Source organism: Actinoplanes sp. NBRC 103695 (genome assembly GCF_030269485.1).
Taxonomy (GTDB): Bacteria; Actinomycetota; Actinomycetes; order Mycobacteriales; family Micromonosporaceae; genus Actinoplanes.
On sequence record NZ_BSTL01000038.1, the window covers coordinates 1 to 22,976 of the forward strand.

Here is a 22,976-nt window from a genome sequence, read left to right on the forward strand (position 1 = left end):
AGCAACACGGAGGAACCCGGCCGAGCGCCGGGCCCTCACCATGCCTACAGAACAGCTAAAAGCACGCGAATCGCATTCATCGAATCATAGCTATGGGCCGACGGCCAAGCGAAAGACTGAGGTTAGGCGCCGCAGGATGGAAAGCACGCTCCATGCGAGCGACCGGTGTCGAGCAGGTCCACCTGTTCAGCGGCGGGCTCGTCTACACGGCCCGGAATCGCACCGAGGCGCTGGCCTGGTCTGAGATCACAACGGTGTGGCGGACGTCGATCGACGTGCATACCGTCACCGGGCGGCTGGCCCGCCGTGAGCGGAATCTGACGCTGGAGAAGGATGCAGTGGCGCCCATCTCGTTGACTGAGCGGTTCGCAGGCATCGAGTCGATCACCCGGAGCGTGTACCGCGGTGTGACACCGATCCAGCTCGACCGGGCCCGCGAACGCTTGGCGGCCGGTCAGCCGGTCATATTTCCGCTCCCCATCGACGGCGATCTGGTGGTGGATGGCCAGGCCGTGACGTGGGGCAAGACTCGGATCCCGATCGCTGAAATCCGCGCCGTCGAGATCGAGAACGGCTCACTGGTGATTGAGGGGCAGCGGACGCTCAAGGTCTACGCGAGTTGGATCCGCAACCTGCCGGTGCTGCTCAGCCTGCTCGGCGTGCAACCACGCGACGCCCCGTACTGACGTTGGGTGCGAGCTCCGGCGGTGACCCGGATCCCCGCCACGGTGAGGAACGATGCCAGCGTTGCTGCGAGGCCCTCGATCTTGTCCTTCCAACCTGAGTCAGTGGCGACCGGGGGATGTCCTATTAGGCCATTATCGGCGCGCTAAGGGTGCACCCGCCGGTGGGCGGCCTCCTCGGCGAGCTGCAACGCCATCCGCCAGGGGAAGAGTTCCTGGGTCTCCGTGCCTTCGCCAGGCGGGTGGGGCTCCCAGTTGTCATCCGGGCCGGACACGACTCGGACACCTTCGGCGCGGAGGTTGGCGAGGGCGCGTTGGAAGGGTGCGCGCGCAGCCAACGCGGCGTTGACGAACGGCACGACAACGGTCGGGATTCCACGTCCGATCAGCTCGGCGACCGAGGTCAGCGGGTAGGTGTCGGCGATGCGCCATGCTGAAGGAACTCTTCGCCGTCTCCCGGAACCAGTAAGGGTGGCCAGGCGGTACCCGTCGCAGACGTACGCTAGCATTGCTATCAACGCCGAGTGACGAGGAGATGCGGCAATGGCAGCCCTCAGCATCCGAGACCTGGACGACTCAGTCAAAGAGAAGCTGCGCCTCCGAGCCGCCCGGCACGGCCGGTCCATGGAGGCCGAGATCCGCCTGATCCTCACCGCCGCCGCCACCGAAGACGAACGCCCCCGAACCGACCTCTTCAGCGCGCTGACCGAGCGGTTCGGACAGCTCGGCGGAGTCGAACTCGACGTCCCGGCCCGAACCACCCCACCCCGAGCGGCGGACTTCAGCGAGTGATGATCGTCCTCGACACCAACGTCGTCTCGGAACTCATGCGTGCCACACCCGCTCCGGCCGTGCTCGCCTGGCTACAGCAAACGACCACCACCGGTCTCTACACCACGTCGGTCACCGTCGCTGAGATCCGCTACGGCATCGCGCGGCTACCAGATGGCAACCGCAAGCGCGACCTGCACCAGGCAGCCGACGAAATCTTCGCCGCCTTCCCCCGCCAGGTCCTACCCTTCGACCTCGCTGCCGCCACGGCCTACGCCGACCTGGTCGCCGGCCGCGAAGCGGACGGCAACCCGATCAGCGGATTCGACGGCCAGATCGCCGCCATCTGCCGATCGCAGGTCGCGACCCTCGCCACCCGCAACACGAAGGACTTCGCCGACACCGGTATCTCCCTCATCGACCCATGGCAGCAGACAACCGCGTGACGTCACCGCTCGATTTCGCGAGCACAGCACGAACTCGACTCCCCGCCGGCGCGGTTCGCGCAATGCCTCAACCGACCTGAACGGCCGCGCAGGTCAGCGAATAGGTGGACCGGACGTTGCACCATGCGAACCGCCGCATTCTATTTGCTGGTGATCTATTGACCGGCCTCTGGGCCAGACCGCCGGCCCGCTCTCATACGTATCGCACTCCGGATTAGGTCTCGATGTCACGCCAGCCGTGCCTGCGACCGGCTGACTCATCGACGCGACGGTATCGGCGTGCGTTCAGCGTTCCCGTGGGAGACGAGGCGGGGTCCGGACGGCGGTAAGCGTGTCGTCGGCGATCGTGGCTCGTTGCCCCGCCGCCGGTGGTTGCGCTGGGGTGATCCCGGCGTTGGTGAGCATGGAAAGGTCCAGCGACCACGTGAGTCGTGAGCGTTCCCGCCAAAGCTGGAAAGCGTCATCGACGTGCTTCCGTGCCTGGGCTTCGGTCATGCCGGTGACGGCGACGAGATGGGCGAATGCTTCGCGTTCACGGCCACGGAGACCCGCCAGACCGTAGTGGGTGACGGTGTGGCAGGGCGTGCAGAGACAGATCAGCCGGCCGAGTCGCTGCACCCGCTGTGCGGGATCGAAGGTCCAGCGTTCGTGGGCCTCCAGCCACACCTTGGCCGACGGGTCCGGGCTGGCCTTGCACACCTCGCACCGGTGGCCGGCCCTACCGAGGATCATGCGCCGGAGCCGTTCCCAGTCGGCGGGAACCACGCAGGACCGCACGTTCGTGAACCAGCAACTGGACGGCACGAGGTCCACGAACAAGCCACTGCCCAGTTCTCGGCCCGGCTTGACGTGCCGGCAGCGCCGGCCGGCCCGCTGCGCACCATGCTGGACCTGGTCGCCGCCGACCCCGCCGCCGATCACACACTGACGTCCATGGCGCTGCGAGCGGGGGTGTCCACGCGTCACCTGACGCGCCTGTGCCGCGAGCAGCTCGGCATGACTGCCACCCGGTTCGTGGAGCGCAGCCGCATCGAGGTGGCGCAGCGGCTGCTGACCGGAGGCGTCCCAGTGACGGCTACCGCCCAGGCAAGCGGTTTCGGCAGCGACGAGACGATGCGGCGCGCCTTCCTGCGCCACCTCTCGATCACCCCGACCGCCTATCGCGAACGCTTCAGCACCACCCACCGGCTCTTCAGCCAGGGCCGTCCGGCTTGGGGGGACTGACAGGGCCCCCGCACTCATCCGCGCGGACGCGTTGCCCGCCTCAGGTTGAGGATCAGTTCGTCGCGGCTCTGCCCGTCGACGCTGAACTGCCACATCGGCGTGCCGGGAGCGCTGCGCCAGGATTCGCTGAGGGGACTGTTGTCGACGGTGTCGTACCCGAACTGGTCGTAGAGGCCGGTGACGAGCTCGACCGCGTCCGGGTGGTCGCTGGAGACCACCAGCGCTGTCCGGTCTGGGGCTCCCACCGGCCGGGCCAGCCGGAAGAGACCGGGCAGGGCGTCGTCGGGCGTGTCCGGCCGGAGCGGCGGATGGTGCTGCACGTGCGAGAAAGCCTTGGCGATCCTGGACGTGGGCAGCTGCTCCTGACGCAACTCGTGAACGGTTCTGTGTCCCGCGCTCACCTCGGGATAGATGCCGTCGCGGCCGGGCATGTAGTTGTTGGTGTCGAGAACGACCTTGCCCGCCAGCTCGTCGACCGGGAGACGGTCGTGCGGGGTGTAACGGAAGGCGATGATCGCGAAGTCGGCTCTCGCGGCGGCCTCGGCAGCCGGCGCGGATCGAGCACGTGGACCGAGCTCGTGGACGAGACCGGCCAGGGTCTCGGGTCCGCGCGAGTTGGCGATGACGACGTCGTACCCGTTGATGACCGACGCGCGGGCCAGGGTACGCCCGACCTGACCGGCGCCCAGGATGCCGATGGTCGTCAACGGTGGTTCTCCGACCGGGATGCCTCGTCCGGCTGGGATCGCCGCTGCGGTTGCCGGGTGGGCAGACAGGCCGAGGCCAGGATCGACAGCTTTTCGGCGTCGCGGGACCCCGTGTTCGCGTGGTAGATCACCAGCCACTGTCCGTCCGCCCCGCTGATCGCCAGCCGTTCCCGGTTGAGGACCAGGTCGCCGACCTCCGGATGGTTGAACCGGATCGGGGTGCCGTACTGCGCGCGTACCTCGTGCCGCGCCCACATCCGGCGGAACGACACGCTGGCCAGCGACAATTCGCCGGTGAGCTCGATGAAACGTGGGTCCTCGATGTCGGGTCCGACCGCCTGGCGAAGATTGGCGACGAAGCACTCGGTCATCGCCTCCCACTCCGGATACAGGGTCTGCTGCGCCGAGTCGAGGAAGAAGTCGCGCAGCTGGTTTCCGCCGACGTCGAGTCCAGGCGAGAGCGCGCGGGCGAGATCGTTGGCGGCGAGGATGTCGAAATAGCGTCCCTCGATGAAGGCTGGCTGCACGAGACCGTCGAGCAGGGCGAGCGCGCCGTCCGGCACGACTTCCTTGCGCTGACGGGGCCGGAGCGTCCGCGGTGCGTCCGCGACCAGTGAGAGCAGATGAGCCATGTGCTCATCGTTGAGACACAGAACACGTCCGATCGCCATGAGCACCTGCGGCGACGGGTTGCGGTCGCGGCCCCGTTCCAGGCGCAGATAGTAGTCGGCGCTAATGCCGGCGAGCATCGCGACTTCCTCGCGGCGCAGCCCCGGAACGCGTCGTACGCCGGTCTCCGGAATGCCGGCATGCTGCGGCGTCACCAGCGCTCGGCGAGCGCTCAGATACGTGCCCAAGGCATTCGGTTTCTGACTCACCACCCCAGCGTAGGGCGGTGTCGGCCGATTAGCCGGGGCCCTGCCGGACCCCCGGCTAATCGGGGCTCTGGGCGCACCGGTGATCCGTTCCTAGCGTCGTCAAGGCATCGCCCATGGAGGAGAGGACGAAACGTTGACCACCACTTCCCCGTCGACCGAGGTGCCGGCCGCCGGAAGAGAAACGCCTGCCTGGGGTGCGGTCGTCTCCCTCGGTCTGGGCATCTTCGCCATTGTCATGTCGGAGTTCCTGCCGGCCAGCCTGCTGCCGCGCATCGCCGGCGACCTCGGCGTCTCGGACGGCGCGGCCGGCCAGGCGGTCAGCGTGACCGCCTTCGCCGCCGCCTTCTCGGCGCTGTTGATATCGGTGGTGGTACCGCGGGCCGATCGGCGGCGCGTCATGATCGGCCTGACCCTGCTGGCGATCGTCTCCAACCTGGTCGTGTCCGTGGCGCCCAGCCTCTACACCGTTCTGCCCGCGCGTCTGCTGCTCGGTGTCGCGCTGGGCGGATTCTGGGCGATGGCCACCGCGATGGCCGCGCACCTCGTGCCGGCCGGCCACGTGGGCCGCGCCCTCACGGTGATCAACTCGGGTGTCGCCGCAGCCACGGTCGCCGCCGTACCCCTCGGCGCCTGGCTCGGCGACGTCTGGGGCTGGCGCGGCGTCTTCGTCCTCGGTGCCGGCGTCGCGGCGCTCGCCCTGGCCGTACAGGTCGCGACATTGCCGGCTGTCAAGCCCGTGGCCGTGAGCGGACTTCGCGCGCTCGGATCGGTCCTGCACTCCGGGATCGTCCTGGGCGGGCTGCTCGCCATCCTGCTGATCTTCAGCGGGCACTTCAGCGGCTTCACCTACGTGCGCGACGCCGCGCAGAGCATGTCCGGCATCAGCAGCGGCGGGTTCGCCGTGCTGCTTCTCGTTTTCGGCGTAGCCAACTTCCTCGGCACCGCGGCCAGCGGACCCCTCGCAGACCGGGCACCGCGGGTGGGTGTCCTGCTCTTCCCGGCCGTGTTGGGCGCCGGAATGATCAGCATGTACGCCACCGGCACGTCCATCGCCGGGCTCTTCACCGCCGCCGTCGTCTGGGGATTCGGTTTCGGCGGAGTGCCGACCACCGTGCTCAGCTGGGGCGCCCGGACCGAGCCCGACCGACTCGAGCAGATCGGTGGCGTGATGGTGACGGTCTGCAACATCGCGGTGGCGGCCGGCGCCATCGCCGGCGGTGTCCTGGTCGACCAGCTGGCCGCCGAACTCCCGCTCCTCGTCGGTGGCATCGCGGCCATCGCCGGCGCCGTGGTCCTCGGCGGCCTGCGTCAACGCCACCCGTCCCACTGATCCGATCCGATCGAACGGAGAGAACTCGACATGATGGTGTCTGCCCAACGCCGACTCGGCGTCCTGATCGGCGCCGTCGTCCTGACCGTCGTCACACTGGCCGGCGGCACGCTCACCGCCTCAGCGAACCCACCGCAGCCGGTTGCCGCGGCCATGCACTCCAAGGCGCCGGCCTGTGTAGCCCCCGAGCGTCCGCTCAGCCGCGACTACGACGCCGCGACCCGGAAGAACGCCGCGTTCAACCGCGAATTCCGGCACTGCTTCACCACCATCAACGGCGTTCAGATGCACTACGTCATCGGCGGTCACGGGCCGAACCCGATGGTGCTGCTGCACGGCTGGCCGCAGAGCTGGTACGCGTATCACAACATCATGCCGGAGCTGCTTCCCGGCCGTACCGTCATCGCGATCGACCACGCCGGACTCGGCGACTCGACCGGCACCCCGCGCGCGATGACGCCAAACGTCATGGCCGAATACGTCCACCTACTCCTCAACCGCCTCGGCGTGCAGCGCAACGTGCAAGTCGTAGCCCACGACATCGGAGTGGGCGTCGCCTACGCCCTGGCCGCGCAGTACCGCCAGCAGGTCGCCGGCCTGTTCAACCTGGACTTCGCCCTGGTCGGCAAGAGCCTGAAGTTCGCCGACCTCGTCCCGCTCGCCTTCCACTTCTCGTTCAACCAGCAGCCGTTCTCCGAGGGACTGCTGACCGGGCGGGTCGGCTACTTCCTGACCAACTTCTACCCCCTCGTCTCGAAGCTGCCCGAGCCGGTGCCCGCCCGCGACATCACCGAGTACACCCGCGTCTACTCGCGGCCGCAGGTGTTGCACAACGGCATGGACTTCTACCGCGACTGGCCTCAGGTCGACAAGGACAACGCGGCCCTGATGCGCACTCCGCTGACCATTCCCGTACGTCTGCTCAGCATGGACCTGGTCCCCGCCTGGACCGCGATTTCGCAACAGTCCATGAGGGACGCCGCTCCCACCGCCACCGGTACCGCGGTCGACGGCGCCGGACACTGGCTCATCGAGGAACGCCCCGCCCTGGTCATCGCCGAGATCAACAAGTTCTACCCCGCCCCCTGACCGATCCGCGAGACGCGCGCCCGGCCCCGAGCGACCACCGCCCGGGGCCGGACCCGTCGCGACGCACAGACACGCTTGCCTCAGGCTAATCAGGTAAGCCGCCATGGTCGGATCAGCAGCCCTGGTCACTACCCTGGTCATCCTGCGTCAGCCGGTCGCCTTCTCGAGCACCTCGGCGACCTGGGCGGTGCGTGATCATCGACGACACCGGTTCCTTGAAGGAGGGCGTTAAAGCTGACCGGCGGGTCCAGGTACAACCCGATCACGTCGCGGATCTTCGCCTCCAGTTGCGGGTCGGTGGAGAACTTGAACGTCTCGGCCCGGTGCGGTTGCAGCCCCCAGTCCCGCCAGATCCGGGCAACCTCGGCGAAGCTGACCGGCGTCCCCTCACGAGTCAGGTGATCGGCGAGAAGACGCGACGACCAGTGCGTCACGCCAAGCTCATCCGGCGGCGGGTTCAACGTCGGCGTGATGATCGTGGGCTCGTCGATGACCGGTGGCCGGCCGGGCCAGGACGGCCTGCTCGTCGGGCTTCAGGCCAGGACGACGGTCTGCGAGTAGGTCACCGCCGGGCCGAGGCGCCCGGCAGCGACATCCTGACCCGCCGAGCCCGGCCACGGTGTGGTTCGCTCGGTGCATGGGTCCGGACGCTCCGTCTCGTGGCGTTTCGCCGCCGCGTGACTGGTTCCGGCAGCATCCGGCCGAGCACCGCTGAGCCTGAGGCACTGGGAGCCAAGGATCGGCGGGGCTTGTGGGAGGCATACCGCCATACCCCGGCGCGATGATGTGTCCCCGCGAGGCGCATTCCACCACCATCAATTCACGTCAGGGGCTCGACTTCGGGCAGCGTGAGCGCCGAATGCGCCGGTCGTCCGCCCGCGGGGGGGCATGGCACTGAGACTGCGCAGCCGGTTGTTGCGCTGCTCCAGTTCCTCGGCGGTGGTCGGAAAGAGAGTGGCGCCGCCCCGGCCGGCCAGCCCTTGGTTCACGGTCACGAAGTCACGGGTGTCGCGCTCGTAGGCGGCGAACGCGGCGGTGTGGTCCCGTTCGGCCAAGGAGGCGGCGAGCATGTAGGCGCCGACGAGAGCGAGGCTGGTGCCCTGCCCGGTGAGAAACGAGGGCGCGTGCGCGGCGTCGCCCACCAGCGCCACCCGGCCGCTGGACCAGCGGGGCAGGTGGATCTGGCTGACCCCGTCGAAGTACACGTCGTCCGACTTGTGCATGGCGGCCAGCATGCCGGGGACCTCCCATCCGGCGTCGGCGAAGACCGAGGCGAGCAGGCTCCGCTGGGCTTCCGGGTCGGAGAAGGCCTCGAACGGTGGCTCCGGCTGGGCGAAGTTCAGGAAGGCGTGCACGTCGCCTTCGCCGGCGGCGTAGAGCGCGGCGGCCCGGCCGGGGCTGTTCCACATCACGGTCTCGTCGGCGAGCCCGAAGGTGTTGGGCATGGTGAACACGGCGAAGCAGTAGCCGAGGTAGCGGTGGAACTGTTGTTCGGGGCCGAGGATCCGCTGCCGGGTGTCCGAGTGCACACCGTCGGCCCCGATCACGATGTCGAACGTGCGCCGGCCACCTCCGCGGAAGGTGACGTCGACGCCGTGGTCGTGCTCGTCGAGGGTGTCGATGGCGTCGCCGAACACGAACTCCACATCGTCCCGGACCGCGGCGTAGAGGGCGTCGGTGAGGTCGCCCCGGCGTACCTCTAGATCTCGTCCTCCGACACCGCCGGTGACGGCATGTGGGTGGAGCGAGACCACCTCGCTGCCGTCGCCGTCCAGGAAGGTCAACCGGCGCAGGTCGATGTGCACCTCTTGCAGACGCTCGAGGAGGCCCATCCGGCGAACGACCTCCAGCGCGGTGCCGCGGACGTCGATGGGATAGCCACCGCTGCGGACCGTGCCCGCCTTCTCCACCACCGTGACCGCGTACCCGTGGCGGTTCAGCCAGAACGCGAGGGCGGGCCCCGCGACGCTGGCCCCGGATATCAGCACGGTGCCTCTCGGCGTGGTGCTGGTGCCCCTCGTCGGCTCAGCAGGGATCATTTTCTGGTTCCTTTGCTCATGGTACGGAGGGCTAGCAGGGACAGTGTCGTCACGGCGGCGGCGATGACCAGGGCGGTGACGTAGGCCGACTCGGCCGGGATGTCCGACCCGGCCGGGGTCCCGGCGGTGAGGACGGCGCCGCCGATCTGGGCACCGGTGGCGAAGCCGAGCACACGGATGACCAGGACCAAGCTGGTGGCGGTGCCGGTGTTGCCCTGGTCGACCGCGGTGGCGGTCTTGATGACCAGCGCCGTGATGCAGGCGCCGTTGGCCAGGCTGATCAGCGCCTTGCCGACGATCAGGTGCCAGACCTCGGTGTGGATGAGAGCCATGCCGATCAAGCCGGTCGTCATGAGCACGATGCCGACGGCGACCACGGCGGTCGAGCCGAAGCGCCGCACCCCGAGCCCGGCCAGCGGCCCGCTGATCGCCGCCATCGCGGCGGCGGGCAACAGGTATCGCCCGATGTCGGTGGAGCTGGCCCCGAAGCCGTACCCGTCGCCGGACACCGCGAACAGCTGCGGAACCAGGTAGATCGACAGCGCGGCGCCGATGCAGACGGCGAAGGTGACCACATAGGAGCGCCAGATCGCCGGCCGGGCCAGCAGGTCCAGGTCGAACATCGGCGTGGCCGCGCGACGCTCGACGGCGATCCAGCCGGTCACGAAGACGGCCAGGAGGACGACGACGCCGACGAGCAGGAGGGGCTGGGAGCCCATGTCGGGCGCCGTCGCGAGCCCGGCCATGAAGGTCAGCACGATGCCGCTCAGCAGCAGCACGCCGGGCCAGTCGATCCTGGCGTCGGTCCGGCTCGGTTGATCGTCCGGCAACAGCCGGTGGACGAGTACGGTCGCCACGACGATCGCCATGGTCGGGATGGCGAACATCCAGTGCCGGGACAGCCCTTCGGCGATGGGGCCGGCGATCAGCGTCCCCAGCATGCCGCCGCCGACGAAGAATCCGCTGACCACCCCGATGGCCACCGGGGACCTGTCGGGCGGGAGGAGCTTGCGCATCAGGATGAAGGAGAGCGGCATCGCGCCCACCATCGCGCCCTCCAGGACCTGCCCGAGCAGCAGCACCGGGAGGTTCGGCGCCAGCGAGGACACCAGGCCGCCGGCCGTCACCACAGCCATCAGCCAGATCATCACCCGCTTCCCGCCGTGGCGGTCGCCGAGGACGCCGGCGATGGGCGCGGTAAGGGCGCCGGTGATGAGCATCGCGATGCTCAGCAGGGCGCCCTGGGCGGGATCCATCGACAGCTCGCGCTGCAACAGCGGCAGCGTCGGTGACACCACTGATTCGAGCGTGCCGAGGGCGCCGGCCAGGATACCTACGGCAACGACGGCGGCGTTGCCGACGCGGCGAAGCGGAGGAGCCGTGGGTGCGGTCATGGACGTCCTGCCTTCTTTCGGGGGGTGTTGGCCGTGATCGCGCCGAGGCCCGGGACAGCTGGACCGGTCGTGTTCGCCGGGTGGCCGGCGCAGGCGTGGCCGAGGACGGTCACCGCCAGCACGACCAGCGCTGCGGCGGCCACCGCGAGGCCTTCGTGCAGCTGGCATAGCGCCGCGCCGGCGACCGCTCCGCCGGCGATGAGAGTGACGGCGGCGCCTCGCCGCAGGGCCGGTTGACCGTGACCGCCGCCCAGCCGCGAGTCCGCCGCGAGGCTGGTCAGCGTGGACGTGACGACCACGGTGGTGACGTCCTTGACGGCCAGGTGGCGTGCCGTTGCCGCCTGCACGCCCATGGCCAGGGCCAGCAACGACGCCATCGACGCGCGGTTGGCCGGGGTGCCCGCCCCGAGCAGGGCCAGGCCGAGCGCCGTGCCGGCCAGAACCACTCCGACGACACTCAGCAGACCCGTGCATCGGCGGCTCCAGCCAGGGCCGGCGAGGCGCAGCACGCGCCCGGCCACGGACGCGCCGACCAGGAAGAACACCAGCGCCAGAACCGGTCCCAGCACGGGCAGATCCGTCGTGCCGGAGGCCGCCATGCCGAGGATGACCACGTTGCCCGTCATGTTGCCCGCGAACACCTTGTCCAGGCTCAGGTATCCGACCGCGTCGACGATGCCGGTCGCGAAGGTGAGGGCGAGCATCAGACCCACCGGTGTGACGAGCCGGCTCATCGGCCCGCCGCATAACCCTGGGCGCCGCGCGGGTTCGCCGCCGCCTGCAGGAGGCCGCTGTGCGGATCGCGGGTGACCACGGACAGCCGGCCGAGGCTCCACGGTCCGGAGACGGTCACGTCGTGGCCGCGGTCGCGTAGCTCGTCGATGACCGCCCGGCCTGCTCGCTCCTCGATCACCAGTCCTCCCGGCGTCCAGGTCCGCGGCCAGAAGGAACTCGGCATTGCGGTGGTGTGGAACGCGGGCGCGTCGATCGCCTCCTGCGGGTCCATCCCCAGGGCGAGGGTGCGTACGAGGTAGAGCAGTTGCCACTGGTCCTGCTGGTCGCCGCCCGGTGTGCCGAGCGCGGCGACGGGACGGCCGGCGCGCAGCAGCAGCGTCGGCGACAGGGTCGTCCGCGGCCGCCGCCCCGGCGCCAGACGCGACGGGGCAGCCGGGTCCAGCCATGTCATCTGGAGCCGCGTGCCGAGCGCGAAACCGAGTTCCGGCACCGCCGGGGAGGACTGCAGCCACCCGCCCGACGGGGTGGCGGAGATGATGTTGCCCCAGCGGTCGACGACGTCGATGTGGCAGGTGTCGCCGCGGGTCTCGCCGGACTGTTGCACGGTCGGTTCGCCCACGCCTTCGGCCCGGACGGAAGGCTGCCGGGTGATCAGCGGCGGGGCGTACGGTGCGACGCCGATGTCACCGGGCCGGAACACGGTCGACGCGGCCGGTCCGATCAGGCCGGCGCGTGCCGTGCTGTACCGAGGGGAGAGCAGCCGGCGCACCACGGTCTCCGCGTCCTCGGGATCCAGATGCCCGTAGTACGCCTCTCGGTCGGCCATCGCCAGTTTCAGCGCCTCGATGATCGTGTGGACTCCTCCGGCGGTCGACGGGTCGATCTGTGCGTCGTCGAAGTGGTCGAGAATGGTGAGGGCCTGCAGCAGCACGGGTCCCTGGGACCACAGACCAGCCTTCGCCACCGTGGTACCCCGGAACTCCGCGGTGACCGTGGGCTCGACCGACGGCGTGAAGTCGGCGAAGTCGGCGGCGCCGATCACGCCGGCGTGGTCGCTGCCCGAGGAGTGCCGGTGCGGGGTTGCCGAGAACTCCTCGACGGCGGCGGCCACGAAGCCGGTTCGCCAGGCGCGCCGGGCGGAGTCGATCCGGGCGGTTCGGGTCTCGCCGGTGCCCTCGGCGCAAAGCCGGCGCAGGGTCCGTGCGTAGACCGGGTTGACGAGAGTGTCATGCGGTTGCGGGACTCGCCCGTCGGGCATCCACAGCGCGTACGAGGTGGGCCAGTGGGTCCGGAAGAGGTCCTCGACCGTGGCGAGGACCCGAGCCATCTGGGGTACGACGGGAACTCCGTGTTCCGCGTAGTGGATGGCAAAGTCCAAGACGTCGGTGAGCTCCCACGTCCCGAACTCGGCGAGCAACGTCAGCCACGAGTCGACGGCGCCCGGGACGGCGGCGGCCAGGGCGCCCGCGCCGGGGACATGGTCGAGCCCTTCGGCCCGGAAGTGCTCGATCGTCGCTCCCCGAGGAGCATGGCCCTGTCCCACCAGCACCAGCGGGGACGATCCCGCCGCGGTCGCGAACACGGCGACGAGATCGCCGCCCGGCCCGTTGAGATGGGGTTCGGCCACGTGCAGCACGAAGGCGCCGGCCGTCGCCGCGTCGAACGCGTTGCCGCCCCGCTCCAGCACGGACTGGGCCGTCGCGGAGGCCAGCCAGTGCGTCGACGCGCACATGCCGAAGGATCCCCGCAGTGTGGGCCGCGTCTTTTGGGCCATGTCCGTCACCTCCCGCTCCTCATCGCGCGTGGTGGGCGGCGTGATGGGCGGCCAGGACGTCGCCGCCGAAGTCCGTCTCCGGGTCCCGCCACACCGCGTGCGCGTGGTTGACCCCGCGGTGGATGTTGGTCCACTCGACGAGCAGCCGCGGGCCCTGCAAGCGGTAGTAGTGCGGCTCGCCCGCCGTGATCGAGCCGGCCCAGGCGAGGTGCACGGCGTCCAGCTCCCCCGGGTCGTCGTAGCGGGACATCGGCGAAATCTCGTCCGGAACGCGGTCGAGGTAGGTGCCGAGCAGTGCCCGCAGCAGCTCCCGCTGAGCGGCGTCGAGCTCGGAGCCCGGCACGCCCTTGGGCGTGGGGGTGAGGGCCAGCGCCCGCTGGTCCGCACCATCGAGGCCGGTGACCGGTTCGTCGGCACGGTCCGGGACGTGCTGGCCCGGGCGCCAGAGCTCGCGGCGCTTCACCAGACCGTCGCCGATCCGGGTGCTGTTGCCCGCCACGATGTCGTTCGGGGCGCGCGCCAGCAGCACCGCGCGGGCGGGGTCGGGGCGCAGGGAGCGGACCAACTCGCGGGCCAGGTCCTCGGACGTCCCCAGCGGACGCAGCTTCACCCCGCCCAGGAGCGGCGACACGGCCGGGTCGGCGCCGAGGAAGCACGGCGTGGTCGCGACGACGCACCCGTCGACCACGAGGTAGTTGAGCGAGACATGGTGGCCGCCGAACCGCCATCCCCACGGCCGCGTCCCGCCGGGCTCGCCGAAGATCCGCAGGTAGTACATACCCGGGTCGCGGGTGCGTTCCCGGCCCCAGTGCACCGAGAAGCCCTCGACGCGGTCGAGTACGTTCTCCAGGCCGAGCACGGTGGCGACGGTGGTGTACCCGGCTTCCGACAGTCCGCTCGCGACCAGCCGCATCACCAGCCGGTGCTGAGCCGGGCGCTGCCGGTGGAAGGTGAGGCCGCCGTGATCGGTGGGCGTGTAGAACCAGCGGGTACGTTCAGCCTCGGCCACGCTGCCGGCGGCCGGGGGCGGTCCGACCGCGACCAGGCGCTGGTCGACGTCCAGAGAGTCCAGCCACTCCTCGGCCGCCGCGGCCATCCGGCTCGCGACCTCGCGCGCGGCGTCAGTCATTGCTGTGCGGCGGCAGCGCCGTGCCGTGCTCACCCGGAAGAAATCGCGCTGGTGCCACTGCTGGCCTCCGCGTCGGCAGATGGATACGTGCGTCTGACTTGAGACGACCTTATCACATAAGGCGAACGAGGGAACCCTGCGCTTCCTCCGCTTTTCGGGTACGCAGCGTTACGGTGTCGCTATAACCGATGCGCCGCATTCGTCGAGTCCGGGCCGGCATCCAACGGGGCCCGGAAGCATCAGCCTGCGCGCGCCCACCCGCGCATGGCTCCGCCGTAGGCCTCGGTCAGCCGCGTGATGATCTCCTGGCGAGACATCTCCGTCTGCCGCAGCAGATCCTGGATCTCCCGCGGATCGAACATCATATTGGCCAGGAACAGCGCGTATTCGATCATCGTGTCCGGGAGTCCGATGTCGTCGAGCAGCCCCCGCACCGGCTCACTCCAGGCATCCCGCATGGCCACGATGATCGCGTTCCCGCTCTTGAGCCGCTCCAGATAGCCCAGCCGGGACCGAAGCTGAACCAGCGCCGGGCCGTGCTCGGCCAGCAGATCCACCCACTTGTTCACGACCGAGTCGAACAGCGGCCGCCCTTTCGCGGTCGACGTCACGCTGAAGTCGCGGAGCTCCTCGACGACGCTGAGCACGTACGCCGCGAGCACGTCGTCCAGTGAGGAGTAATAGCGGTAGGCGGTGGCCGGACCGATCTCCGCCCGGGACGCGACGGCCTGCATGGTGAGCTGATCGGGAGCCTCCCGGGCAAGCTCACCGACGGCCTTCAGCAGCTGCCGATGGTTGCGGCGGGTGTCGCTCCGTAGCTTGCGTCCCCCACGTGGCGAGACCTGCTGATCGGACATCGGCCCCCTCCGCCCTGTGCGAGAACAGCCGAAGGATATCGCCCCCGAGTGGGCCGGCCCGGTCCACCTTACCCTCGCCTGACCTCGTCTTCAGACAGGCGCATCGCCGAGATGGGCGACGATGCGGTCCAGCCCGGTGCGCAGGTCGTCGTCGGATGCCGCGAACGAGATCCGGACATACCCCTCGCCCGACGGGCCGTACTCGGCGCCGGCCCGCACCATCACCTTCCGCTCGGCGAGTTCCCGGGCGACCACCTCGGAGGGCAGGTCGTCGTCGTAGCGGAGGAACCCGTAGAAGGCGCCTTCCGGCGGAACGAGGTGCACGCCGGGAACGCCGGAGAGCTTCGCGACCACGATCTCGCGGCGCCGCCGGTACGTGTCGACCATGGCATCGACGACGCTGTCGGGCAGCTCGAGCGCGGCAAGGGCGGCGTGCTGGACCGCCGTGTTCACCGAGCCGTTGACGGTGCGGTGCACGTGCGCCGCCGCGTCCACCACCTCGCGCGGCCCGGCCAAGTAGCCCACCCGCCAACCCGTCATCGCGTACGTCTTGGAGAACGTCTGCACGTACACCGTCCGGTCCCGCAGCGAGGCGACCTCCAGCGAGGAGATCTGCGCGTGCCCGGGGTAGACCAGCCGGTGGTACGCCTCGTCGCTCACGACCAGGGTGTCCGAGCCGTCGAGGAACTTCCCGAGGGCTTCGAGCTCCTCCTCGCGGTGCACGATGCCGGTCGGGTTGGACGGATTCGAGAAGATCATCATCGCCGCGCCGGGAAGCGCGGTGGCCAGCGCGTCCAGGTCCCAGTGCAGGTCCGAGGCGAGCGGGACGAAATCCACGGTTCCACCGGCGAGGACGACGAGGTCGGCGTAGAGCGAGTAGGCCGGCTCCGGGATGACGACGCGGTCGCCGGGGCCGATCATCGCCAGGACGACGGCCGCCAGCGCCGCCGTGGCGCCATGGGTGACCACGACATCCTCCGCGGTCCACGTCCGGCCCGGGTGCGCCGGCAGCCTGGAAGCGAGCGCAGCGCGCAGCTGCCGCAGGCCGCGCTGGTCGGCATAGTGGGTCTCGCCCCGGCGCAGGGCGGCCATCGCGGCCTCGATCACCGGGGCCGGCGTCGGGAGATCCGGCTCGCCCATGGCCAGCGAGACGGCACCCGGCGGCGCCGGCGCGAGGGCGGGACGCCGCGAGGAGCGGCGCAGCTCCGCGACCCGGAAGGCGGGCGGCATGGTGGTCATCGGGCCACCGCCGGGCGGCCGGTACGCGCGGCGAGGATGCGCTGCCGGAGCCTGTTCTCCTTCTCGCCGATCCGATCGACCGCGTCCACGACCTCCCGGACGCGGTGCCGAGGAACGACGACGACACCGTCGGCGTCACCGACCAACACGTCACCCGGGGCCACGACCACGCCGCCGACCGCCACCGGGACCCCGATAGCGCCGGGCCCGTCCTTGAAGGGCCCGGCCGGGGTGACCGCACGGGCGTAGACGGCCAGGCTCATCCCGGACAGCGCCTGGACGTCGCGGACGGCGCCGTCGATCACCGCGCCGACCACGCCGGCGTTCACCATGATCTCGCCGATGAGGTCGCCGATCAGCGCACGGGTCATGTCCCCGTGGCCGTTGACGACCAGAACGTCGCCCGGGCGGGCTTCGTCGAGCGCCCGATGGATGGCCAGGTTGTCACCCGACCGGACGTCCACCGTCAGCGCGCTCCCCGCCAGCGGGGGGCCCTCGGTGAACAACCGGATGCCGCCGTCCATGACGGTCATCCGCTGCAGCGCGTCGCCGACGTTGGCCGCCGGCACCTCCCTCAGACGGCGGCACTCCGCCTCTGTCACGCGCTCCCAGGCCGGAGCGAGGCGCACGCTGTCGGTTGCCGCAACGATGAACACGATGGATTCCGATCTTAAGTAAGACACTTCTATCAGATAGACCCACCGTAGCGGTCGACGCGGCGGCATACAATCCGCTGAGCGATATGAGATTCTCATATGATAGGGCCGTATGATGACGGCGTTCACCGACCCGGGAGGAGCCCCCGTGCTGTCCGACACCCATCCCAACGCCCTGTGGCTGGCCGAGCTGTATCGAGGAGGCGCAGCGATCACCGCCGACCCGAGCCTGAGCGAGGAGGAGCGCGTCCGGCGGCACCGGGAGCACGTCAAGGAAGTGATGGAGCGGATGTCGCCGGACTTCGTGATCCACACCGGTGGCGTACGCCTGGCGGCGACCGGAGGGATGGACTTCATGCGCCGCTACACCAAGCGGCGGGCGGGCCTGGCCGACGCCAACGTCGAACCCCTCGAGTTCGACCAGATCCTCGCCGACGACCACTACGGCATCGTCCACGGGACGTTCCGCACCTCGCGCGGCGAATGGACGTGGACCCGCGTCGGCATGGGCGCGTGGCGCTTCTCCGACGGCGTGGCCGTCGAGCACTGGGAGCTCTCCGACGGACCGACGTGGGACGAGTTCTTCCTCGCAGGTGATCCGGGGTCGTTCAACGGCTCGGCCGAGGAGTTCTGGACCCAGGGCGTCTGACCCCTCCCGTGAGATTGCGGAATGATCCGAACGTCCAGATCCGGCCGACAAAGCACGGTGTGCGCAAGGCGTAGTACGCCACCGGCAGCGTGGGCTAGCGGCAATGCCGGGTAGTTGAGCGCGGCGGTGTTTGGTCAAGTGGGCGTGGTGGTGCAACGGACAACGGGACTCCGGTAGGAGAGGTACGTCCGCCAGGACATGCCTTACCGCCGGGAGTCCCGCTGTTGGTCGAGTCCGTCACGTCGCGTGTGGTCCGGGTCGTGGCAACTCCGTTCGCGCCGGGTCATCTGGCCGTGTTGACCAAAGCCCGGCTCGGGTCGGCCCGCAACCGTTACGGGCGTTGTTCGACCTGCCGCGTGGCCCAGCGGCCAGCGCTGTTGGGCCGTTTCCCGCGGGTCGGCCGGGCCGTCGCCGGGATCGGCCGGCGGCTCGAGCGCCGGACCGGCCGGCTGATCGTGCTCTCACGGTTCCTGCCGGGCGGCCGCCTGACGATGAACATCGCCTGCGGCACCGCCCGGGTGCCGCTGTCCCGGTTCACTGCGGCGTCGGCGTCGGCGATCGGCGCGGTGGCCTGGGGGACCTACCACGCCGGCCTGGGCGTGCTCGGCGGCGCTACCTTCGCCAAGAATCCGTTGCTCGCTCTCGCCATCGGCCTCGCGCTGTCGACCGCGGTGGGCGGCATCGTCGAGCTGGTCCGTCGCCGGGGCGCCCGGCGGCCCGAGCGCCGTCGACCGGTGAACCGGAGCGGAACGGATCACACGCCCTCCTCGGCAATGCCCGTAATGCCGGGCGAGACTCAATGGTGTTTCGCCGTCGCTGCATCCGCCGACGGATGACGTCGGAGGATAAGACTGCCCGTTGGTCCGCCCGGCGGCAGCAGCGCCGCCCAGGCGACGTCCCTCGCTGCCTGGGCGGCAGTCGGGGCGTGTACGTCGTCCTCGTGATCAGGGTGGGATTCGGGCCGGCCCGTCTCGACGGTGTTGACGAGGAGCGCCGTTCCAGGATTCTGCATGGCGATGGAGACGGTGAGGACCTGGTGGGTGTGATCCAGCGGCGCCGCTCCGCCTTCGGCTGACACGTTGACGATCCGAGGAGTCGGCGACCGCCGAAGCAGGGGCAGCGCCCGCTGCAGCAGCGTCCGGGTTCCATCGATGTGCGCCATCGCCTCGCTGAGCATGGTGTGACCTAGGTACGGCGTTTCGTTCGTGATGAGCACATCGAGGTAGCCGAACCGCTTTCTGAGGTGCTCGGTCACGTCGTGGATTGCCGAGGGGTCCACCAGGTCCAGCTCGAGGCCGGTCGTACCGATCCCGTCGGCGCGGAGCCGGACGGCGGTCTCCACCGCGCGGCGGCCGTCTCGTGCGGTGAGAACCACGTAGAAGCCGTGCCGTCCGAGTTCGCGGCAGACGGCGCGGCCGAGCGCACTGTCCGCACCAATGATGAGGGCGATCGCGTCATCCATGCCGTACTCCAGTCGCTGCACGCCGGTACCGGAACCTACGGCGTCAGGCTGGCATCGGCCGCTCGCACCGGCCACACACGCCGCTCGTACGAAGATTTCACCTCTGGACTACCCAACTGCCCGCGCCGACCCCACGGCCGAACTACTCGTCGACCCTCGCTGCGCAGGTTCGTCACCGAGGACCTTGCTATCGGCGCGGTCCAAGTCGCCACGCTGCGCGCCTACCACCCGATCTGCCAAGTGAGCATCGCGCCGGCAGAAGCGCATGAGCCTCGTGTGTGCGTCGTGTGAGCGCCACGCGTCAGTCTTCCTTCGTCGCAGCGAGTGGTTCTGCTCTCGGCGATCCAGAAAGTGCGCTGGACTTTGGTTCCTGGCAGTCAACGACTTTCCCGATGAGGAGTGAGCATGTCGATCGAAGAGCGGGCTGAGGCCGAACGAGATCTTGGGCCCGGTCGGCACGCGACCGAATATGGAAACGGGCGCACGGAAACGACGCCCTTCAGGTCAAGTCTCGGGGTGTTCGCGCGAAGATCAGTAGGTGGAGGAGAGTGCGATGCTCCGGGTCACGCTGCTCGACACCTTCCGGGCGACTCGGGGTGGGGCAGCCGTGGCAGTTCCGGGTGCCCGACTGCGGGGGCTGGTCGCCCGGCTGGCGCTCGCCGGGGGACGCCCCGTCGACCAGGACGTGCTGGTGGACGCGATCTGGCCGGAGGATCCACCGGCCGGGCCGGCCCACGCGTTGCAGTCCCTCGTCTCACGGCTGCGCCGCGTTCTCGGGTCGCCCGGCAGCGTCAAGCAGGCGGTGGGCGGTTACCGTCTGGACGTCGACGCTGCCGACGTCGACGCGCTGCGGTTCGAGCAACTCGCCACCGCCGGTCGCGATCGGTTGCGCGCCGGCGACTCGATCGCGGCGATGGCTCTGCTCGGCGAGGCTTCGACGCTGTGGGGTGAGCATCCCGGCGCGGAGCCGGCCACCGTTGCCGCGGTGGCGCCGCCCGCCGCCACGCGGCTGGCTCGCCTGTCGGTCGAGGCGATCGTCGACCTGGCCGACGCCGAGGTGGCGCTAGGCCACGCCGGCGCGGCCGAGGCTCGTCTCGCTGGGTTGCTGACCGATCAGCCCGTTCACGAGCGTGCCGCGGCGCTGCTCATGGACGCGCTCGCCGCGCAAGGCCGCCAGGCCGAGGCCCTGAGTCTGTACGAGCGGGTCCGCGAGGCCCTGGCCGATGACCTGGGCGTCGATCCGGGTACTGCCCTGCGAGAGCGGCACGTGGATCTCCTGCGTGCCCCGGCGGCTCTGGTGAAACCGAAACCGAGCAACCTTCCAACGCCGCTGACGAGCCTCATCGGCCGCGACGGCGACCTCGCCCGCATCGAGGGACTGCTCGCGAGCGGACGCCTGGTCACGGTGCTGGGCCCGGGCGGCGCCGGCAAGACGCGGCTCGCGGTCGAGGCCGCGCGGCGCCGCCGCCACGAGTATCACGACGGCGCCTGGATGATCGATCTTTCCTCGGTGGCCGAGCCGGCCAAGGTCGGTGCCGCAGTGCTCGCGGCCATCGGGCTGCGCGGCGGCGCTCTCTTCGACGCGCGTACGCGGGCCGACGGCGATGACTTGGACATCCTCGTCGAGCAGTTGGACGGCCGGGAGTGCCTGCTGCTGATCGACAATTGCGAGCACCTGATCGAAGCGGTGGCCCACCTGTGCGCGGCGCTGTTGTCTCGCTGCCCCGGACTACGCGTGCTGACCACCAGCCGTGAGCCCCTCGCCGTCAACGGCGAGGCGCTGGTGCCGCTCGGTCCACTAGCCCTGCCCGGCCCGGACGACGACGACGAGCAGATCCTGGGGACAGCGTCGGTGCGACTGTTTCAGGAACGGGCCGCCGCCGTACGCCCCGGCTTCGACATCGACGAGGCCGCGTTGCCCGATATTCTGCGCTTGGTCCGCGGATTGGATGGGCTTCCCTTGGCTCTCGAACTGGCAGCAGCCCGGCTGCGGACGTTGTCGCTGCCGGAGCTGGCCAAAGGGCTGTCCGACCGATTCCGGCTGTTGTCCACCGGCAACCGAACCTCGCTGGCACGGCACCGGACGCTACGTTCGGTCATCGCCTGGAGCTGGGATCTGCTCAGCGACGACGAGCGTGAGGTCGCCGAACGTGTCTCGGTCCTGCCCGGCGGCGTCACGTCCGCCGCCGCCGTCGCGGTCTGCGCCGGCACCACGGTGGCCGCCGGCGACATCCCCGAGCTGCTCGCGGCATTGGTCGACCGATCACTGGTGCAGCTGGCAGCCGACCCGGGCCGTTATCGGATGTTCGAGACGATCCGCGAGTTCGGCATCCAGCGTCTTGCTGATACCGGCCGGCTAGCCGCCACCCGCGACCTGGCGGGGGCTTACCTCGCCCGGCTGATGGACGCGTACGACCCGCAGCTGCGCGGACCGGCGCAGCTGACCGCGATCCACATCATCCGCACCGAGTACGACAACACACTGGCCGCCCTGCGCTGGCGCTGCGACGTCGGCGATGCTGGCGGCGCCGTCGCTCTCGCGCTGAGTCTGACGTGGTTCTGGCAACTGTCCGGCCGTAATCCCGACGCCGCCTACTGGCTGGGTAAGGCACTCGCGGTACCCGGTGGCGAACCGACCCCGCAACGCGCCAGCGCTCAAGCCGTACTGCTGCTCAGCCGCGCCGACATCCATCACGAGATGACCGCCGAGCAGATCACCGACGATCGAACCCGCATGCGGGAGGTCGCTGACCAACTGCTCCGCTATCCCAAGCTCCCGAGTCCCTACGCCGTTTTCGGCCCCGTTCTGCTTGCTTTCCTGCAGGAAGATCACACCGCGCGGCAAGGGTTCGCGAAGCTGACCGGCTCCGGGGACGCATGGTTGACCGGACTAGCCCACTTCTTCCAGGCGCAGATCGCAGAGAACACCGGCGAGGTCGACCTCATGCGAGTCGAGGTGGACGCGGCCCTGGCCTGCTTCCAGGCGGTGGGCGACCGGTGGGGCCAAGCCGCGACGCTGCCCATGCGGGCCCAGCTCCGCCAGTACGACGATCTTGACAGCGCATTCGCCGACCTGCGGGAAGCCCGAACGCTGGCCGGTCAGTTCGGCGCGCTCAGCATCGGCGACCAAATCGACAGCGATCTGCGCTGGCTCAACCTGCACCTGCGACAGGGCAACACCGACGAGGCCATCACCATGATCGAGGCCGTCCGGCAACAGGCGTTGCACACGGCCTCGGCCGAGCTCCGGCTGCTGGTCGATGCGCGGGAAGCCGAATCGTGGCTGCGAATCGGCCATCAAGACCGCGCCGCCGCCCTGCTCGACCGGGCCGAACAGGCAGTGCGCAGCGGCACGGTCACACCGGACGACCACGTCCGCACCCTGCTCGGCACACTGCGAGCGGCGCTCCGTACGAGAACAGGTGATCTGCCCGGCGCGCAGCAGGCGCTGGCGCAGGCCTACACCGCGGCGCGGAAGGCCCAGGATCTGCCGATCCTGGCGGTCGTGGCGGTGCACGCGGCCGAACTCGCCGCGGCGTACGGAAAGCCTCACGAATCAGCGGTCCTGCTCGGCGCCGCGTCACGGCTGCGCGGCACCCACGACAACACCGATCCCTGGATCTGCGAACTCGCTCGTCAAGGACGTGCCGCGCTGGGCGACGAAACCTACGCCGACGCCGTCGGCCGTGGATGGGCGCTCGCCGCGGACGAGGCTGCGATGGTGGTTGACCCCGCTCAGCTGATACCGCACCCGCCTTCTGAATAGTCCGGCTCGACGCAACCTCCGGTTGCCTCCGGTGAGCCGGTGACCGTTACGTGCCAGCGCCGTGAGAGCGCCGTGTGAGCGGCCTCCGTCAGCTTTGACGTGCAGCCGAGGACAGCCCGAATCGTCGGGCGGCTCGCACACGAAGCAC

At 69.8% G+C, this 22,976-nt stretch carries 21 protein-coding genes and 2 pseudogenes; 9 read left to right on the forward strand and 14 right to left on the reverse strand.

Annotation, left to right across the window (positions count from 1 at the left end; translation table 11 throughout):
• The first annotated feature begins 92 nt into the window (after window positions 1-92).
• The gene (locus QSK31_RS42255) at window positions 93-686 is read left to right on the forward strand and encodes a DUF6585 family protein (protein WP_285690543.1); all 594 of its coding nucleotides are present in this window, start codon (window positions 93-95) and stop codon (window positions 684-686) included.
• A 143-nt stretch (window positions 687-829) separates the two neighbouring features.
• Here QSK31_RS42255 and QSK31_RS42260 read toward each other — a convergent pair.
• Window positions 830-1,108 (reverse strand): annotated as a pseudogene (locus tag QSK31_RS42260) (flavoprotein); the annotation flags it as partial.
• 118 nt (window positions 1,109-1,226) lie between these two features.
• Here QSK31_RS42260 and QSK31_RS42265 point away from each other — a divergent pair.
• Window positions 1,227-1,475: a FitA-like ribbon-helix-helix domain-containing protein gene (locus QSK31_RS42265; RefSeq protein ID WP_285690544.1), complete on the forward strand. Its 249-nt coding sequence runs from the start codon at window positions 1,227-1,229 to the stop codon at window positions 1,473-1,475.
• On the forward strand, window positions 1,475-1,900 hold the full coding sequence (locus QSK31_RS42270; RefSeq protein WP_285690546.1) for a type II toxin-antitoxin system VapC family toxin: 426 nt from the start codon (window positions 1,475-1,477) through the stop codon (window positions 1,898-1,900). Before QSK31_RS42265 ends, QSK31_RS42270 begins: the two co-directional genes overlap by 1 nt.
• Before the next feature lie 285 nt (window positions 1,901-2,185).
• Here QSK31_RS42270 and QSK31_RS42275 read toward each other — a convergent pair whose 3' ends face one another.
• Window positions 2,186-2,632: a hypothetical protein gene (locus tag QSK31_RS42275; RefSeq protein WP_285690547.1), complete on the reverse strand. Its 447-nt coding sequence runs from the start codon at window positions 2,630-2,632 to the stop codon at window positions 2,186-2,188.
• A 150-nt stretch (window positions 2,633-2,782) separates the two neighbouring features.
• On the opposite strand from QSK31_RS42275, the gene QSK31_RS42280 reads away from it, so the two are divergent.
• Window positions 2,783-3,124 (forward strand): helix-turn-helix domain-containing protein, encoded by a 342-nt coding sequence (locus QSK31_RS42280; protein WP_285690548.1) that lies wholly within the window; start codon window positions 2,783-2,785, stop codon window positions 3,122-3,124.
• Window positions 3,125-3,138: 14 nt separating this feature from the next.
• Here the strand turns inward: QSK31_RS42280 and QSK31_RS42285 are convergent, their stop codons facing one another.
• Together QSK31_RS42285 and QSK31_RS42290 are read right to left on the reverse strand one after the other, a co-directional pair.
• A complete protein-coding gene (locus tag QSK31_RS42285) occupies window positions 3,139-3,831 on the reverse strand; it encodes an NADPH-dependent F420 reductase (protein WP_285690549.1) in 693 nt (230 codons plus the stop codon).
• Window positions 3,828-4,709, reverse strand: a complete 882-nt coding sequence (locus QSK31_RS42290) for a helix-turn-helix domain-containing protein (RefSeq protein WP_285690550.1) — start codon at window positions 4,707-4,709, stop codon at window positions 3,828-3,830. The genes QSK31_RS42285 and QSK31_RS42290 overlap by 4 nt, the downstream gene beginning before the upstream one ends.
• A 133-nt stretch (window positions 4,710-4,842) precedes the next feature.
• On the opposite strand from QSK31_RS42290, the gene QSK31_RS42295 reads away from it, so the two are divergent.
• Together QSK31_RS42295 and QSK31_RS42300 are read left to right on the forward strand one after the other, a co-directional pair.
• Complete coding sequence (locus tag QSK31_RS42295) at window positions 4,843-6,039, forward strand: MFS transporter (protein WP_285690551.1); 1,197 nt, start codon at window positions 4,843-4,845, stop codon at window positions 6,037-6,039.
• A 30-nt stretch (window positions 6,040-6,069) separates the two neighbouring features.
• The gene (locus QSK31_RS42300; protein ID WP_285690552.1) at window positions 6,070-7,128 is read left to right on the forward strand and encodes an alpha/beta fold hydrolase; all 1,059 of its coding nucleotides are present in this window, start codon (window positions 6,070-6,072) and stop codon (window positions 7,126-7,128) included.
• Between the two features lie 239 nt (window positions 7,129-7,367).
• Here QSK31_RS42300 and QSK31_RS49325 read toward each other — a convergent pair.
• From QSK31_RS49325 to QSK31_RS42345, 9 genes and pseudogenes are all read right to left on the reverse strand, one after another.
• Window positions 7,368-7,634 (reverse strand): annotated as a pseudogene (locus tag QSK31_RS49325) (IS630 family transposase); the annotation flags it as partial.
• Between the two features lie 309 nt (window positions 7,635-7,943).
• Complete coding sequence (locus QSK31_RS42310) at window positions 7,944-9,167, reverse strand: FAD-dependent monooxygenase (RefSeq protein WP_285690553.1); 1,224 nt, start codon at window positions 9,165-9,167, stop codon at window positions 7,944-7,946.
• Window positions 9,164-10,561, reverse strand: a complete 1,398-nt coding sequence (locus QSK31_RS42315; protein ID WP_285690554.1) for an MFS transporter — start codon at window positions 10,559-10,561, stop codon at window positions 9,164-9,166. The genes QSK31_RS42310 and QSK31_RS42315 overlap by 4 nt, the downstream gene beginning before the upstream one ends.
• Window positions 10,558-11,295, reverse strand: a complete 738-nt coding sequence (locus tag QSK31_RS42320; RefSeq protein WP_285690555.1) for a YoaK family protein — start codon at window positions 11,293-11,295, stop codon at window positions 10,558-10,560. Before QSK31_RS42320 ends, QSK31_RS42315 begins: the two co-directional genes overlap by 4 nt.
• The gene (locus QSK31_RS42325; protein WP_285690556.1) at window positions 11,292-13,070 is read right to left on the reverse strand and encodes a gamma-glutamyltransferase family protein; all 1,779 of its coding nucleotides are present in this window, start codon (window positions 13,068-13,070) and stop codon (window positions 11,292-11,294) included. The genes QSK31_RS42320 and QSK31_RS42325 overlap by 4 nt, the downstream gene beginning before the upstream one ends.
• Before the next feature lie 19 nt (window positions 13,071-13,089).
• Window positions 13,090-14,199 carry a DUF3500 domain-containing protein gene (locus tag QSK31_RS42330; protein WP_285690557.1) on the reverse strand — a complete coding sequence of 370 codons (1,110 nt, stop codon included), beginning with the start codon at window positions 14,197-14,199 and terminating at the stop codon, window positions 13,090-13,092.
• A gap of 239 nt (window positions 14,200-14,438) precedes the next feature.
• Window positions 14,439-15,056, reverse strand: a complete 618-nt coding sequence (locus QSK31_RS42335; RefSeq protein ID WP_285690558.1) for a TetR/AcrR family transcriptional regulator — start codon at window positions 15,054-15,056, stop codon at window positions 14,439-14,441.
• Window positions 15,057-15,146: 90 nt separating this feature from the next.
• The gene (locus tag QSK31_RS42340) at window positions 15,147-16,295 is read right to left on the reverse strand and encodes a pyridoxal phosphate-dependent aminotransferase (protein ID WP_285690559.1); all 1,149 of its coding nucleotides are present in this window, start codon (window positions 16,293-16,295) and stop codon (window positions 15,147-15,149) included.
• Window positions 16,292-17,050, reverse strand: coding sequence for an RraA family protein (locus tag QSK31_RS42345; protein WP_352244554.1), 759 nt, complete (start codon window positions 17,048-17,050; stop codon window positions 16,292-16,294). The genes QSK31_RS42340 and QSK31_RS42345 overlap by 4 nt, the downstream gene beginning before the upstream one ends.
• A 49-nt stretch (window positions 17,051-17,099) precedes the next feature.
• Here QSK31_RS42345 and QSK31_RS42350 point away from each other — a divergent pair, with 49 nt between their 5' ends.
• Together QSK31_RS42350 and QSK31_RS42355 are read left to right on the forward strand one after the other, a co-directional pair.
• Window positions 17,100-17,600: a hypothetical protein gene (locus QSK31_RS42350; RefSeq protein WP_285690560.1), complete on the forward strand. Its 501-nt coding sequence runs from the start codon at window positions 17,100-17,102 to the stop codon at window positions 17,598-17,600.
• Window positions 17,601-17,860: 260 nt separating this feature from the next.
• The gene (locus tag QSK31_RS42355; RefSeq protein WP_285690561.1) at window positions 17,861-18,436 is read left to right on the forward strand and encodes a DedA family protein; all 576 of its coding nucleotides are present in this window, start codon (window positions 17,861-17,863) and stop codon (window positions 18,434-18,436) included.
• Here the strand turns inward: QSK31_RS42355 and QSK31_RS42360 are convergent.
• Complete coding sequence (locus QSK31_RS42360) at window positions 18,397-19,062, reverse strand: SDR family NAD(P)-dependent oxidoreductase (protein WP_285690563.1); 666 nt, start codon at window positions 19,060-19,062, stop codon at window positions 18,397-18,399. The two genes, QSK31_RS42355 and QSK31_RS42360, sit on opposite strands and share 40 nt — an antisense overlap.
• Before the next feature lie 553 nt (window positions 19,063-19,615).
• Between QSK31_RS42360 and QSK31_RS42365 the strand changes: the two genes are divergently transcribed.
• Complete coding sequence (locus QSK31_RS42365; protein ID WP_285690564.1) at window positions 19,616-22,828, forward strand: ATP-binding protein; 3,213 nt, start codon at window positions 19,616-19,618, stop codon at window positions 22,826-22,828.
• Window positions 22,829-22,976: the final 148 nt, after the last annotated feature.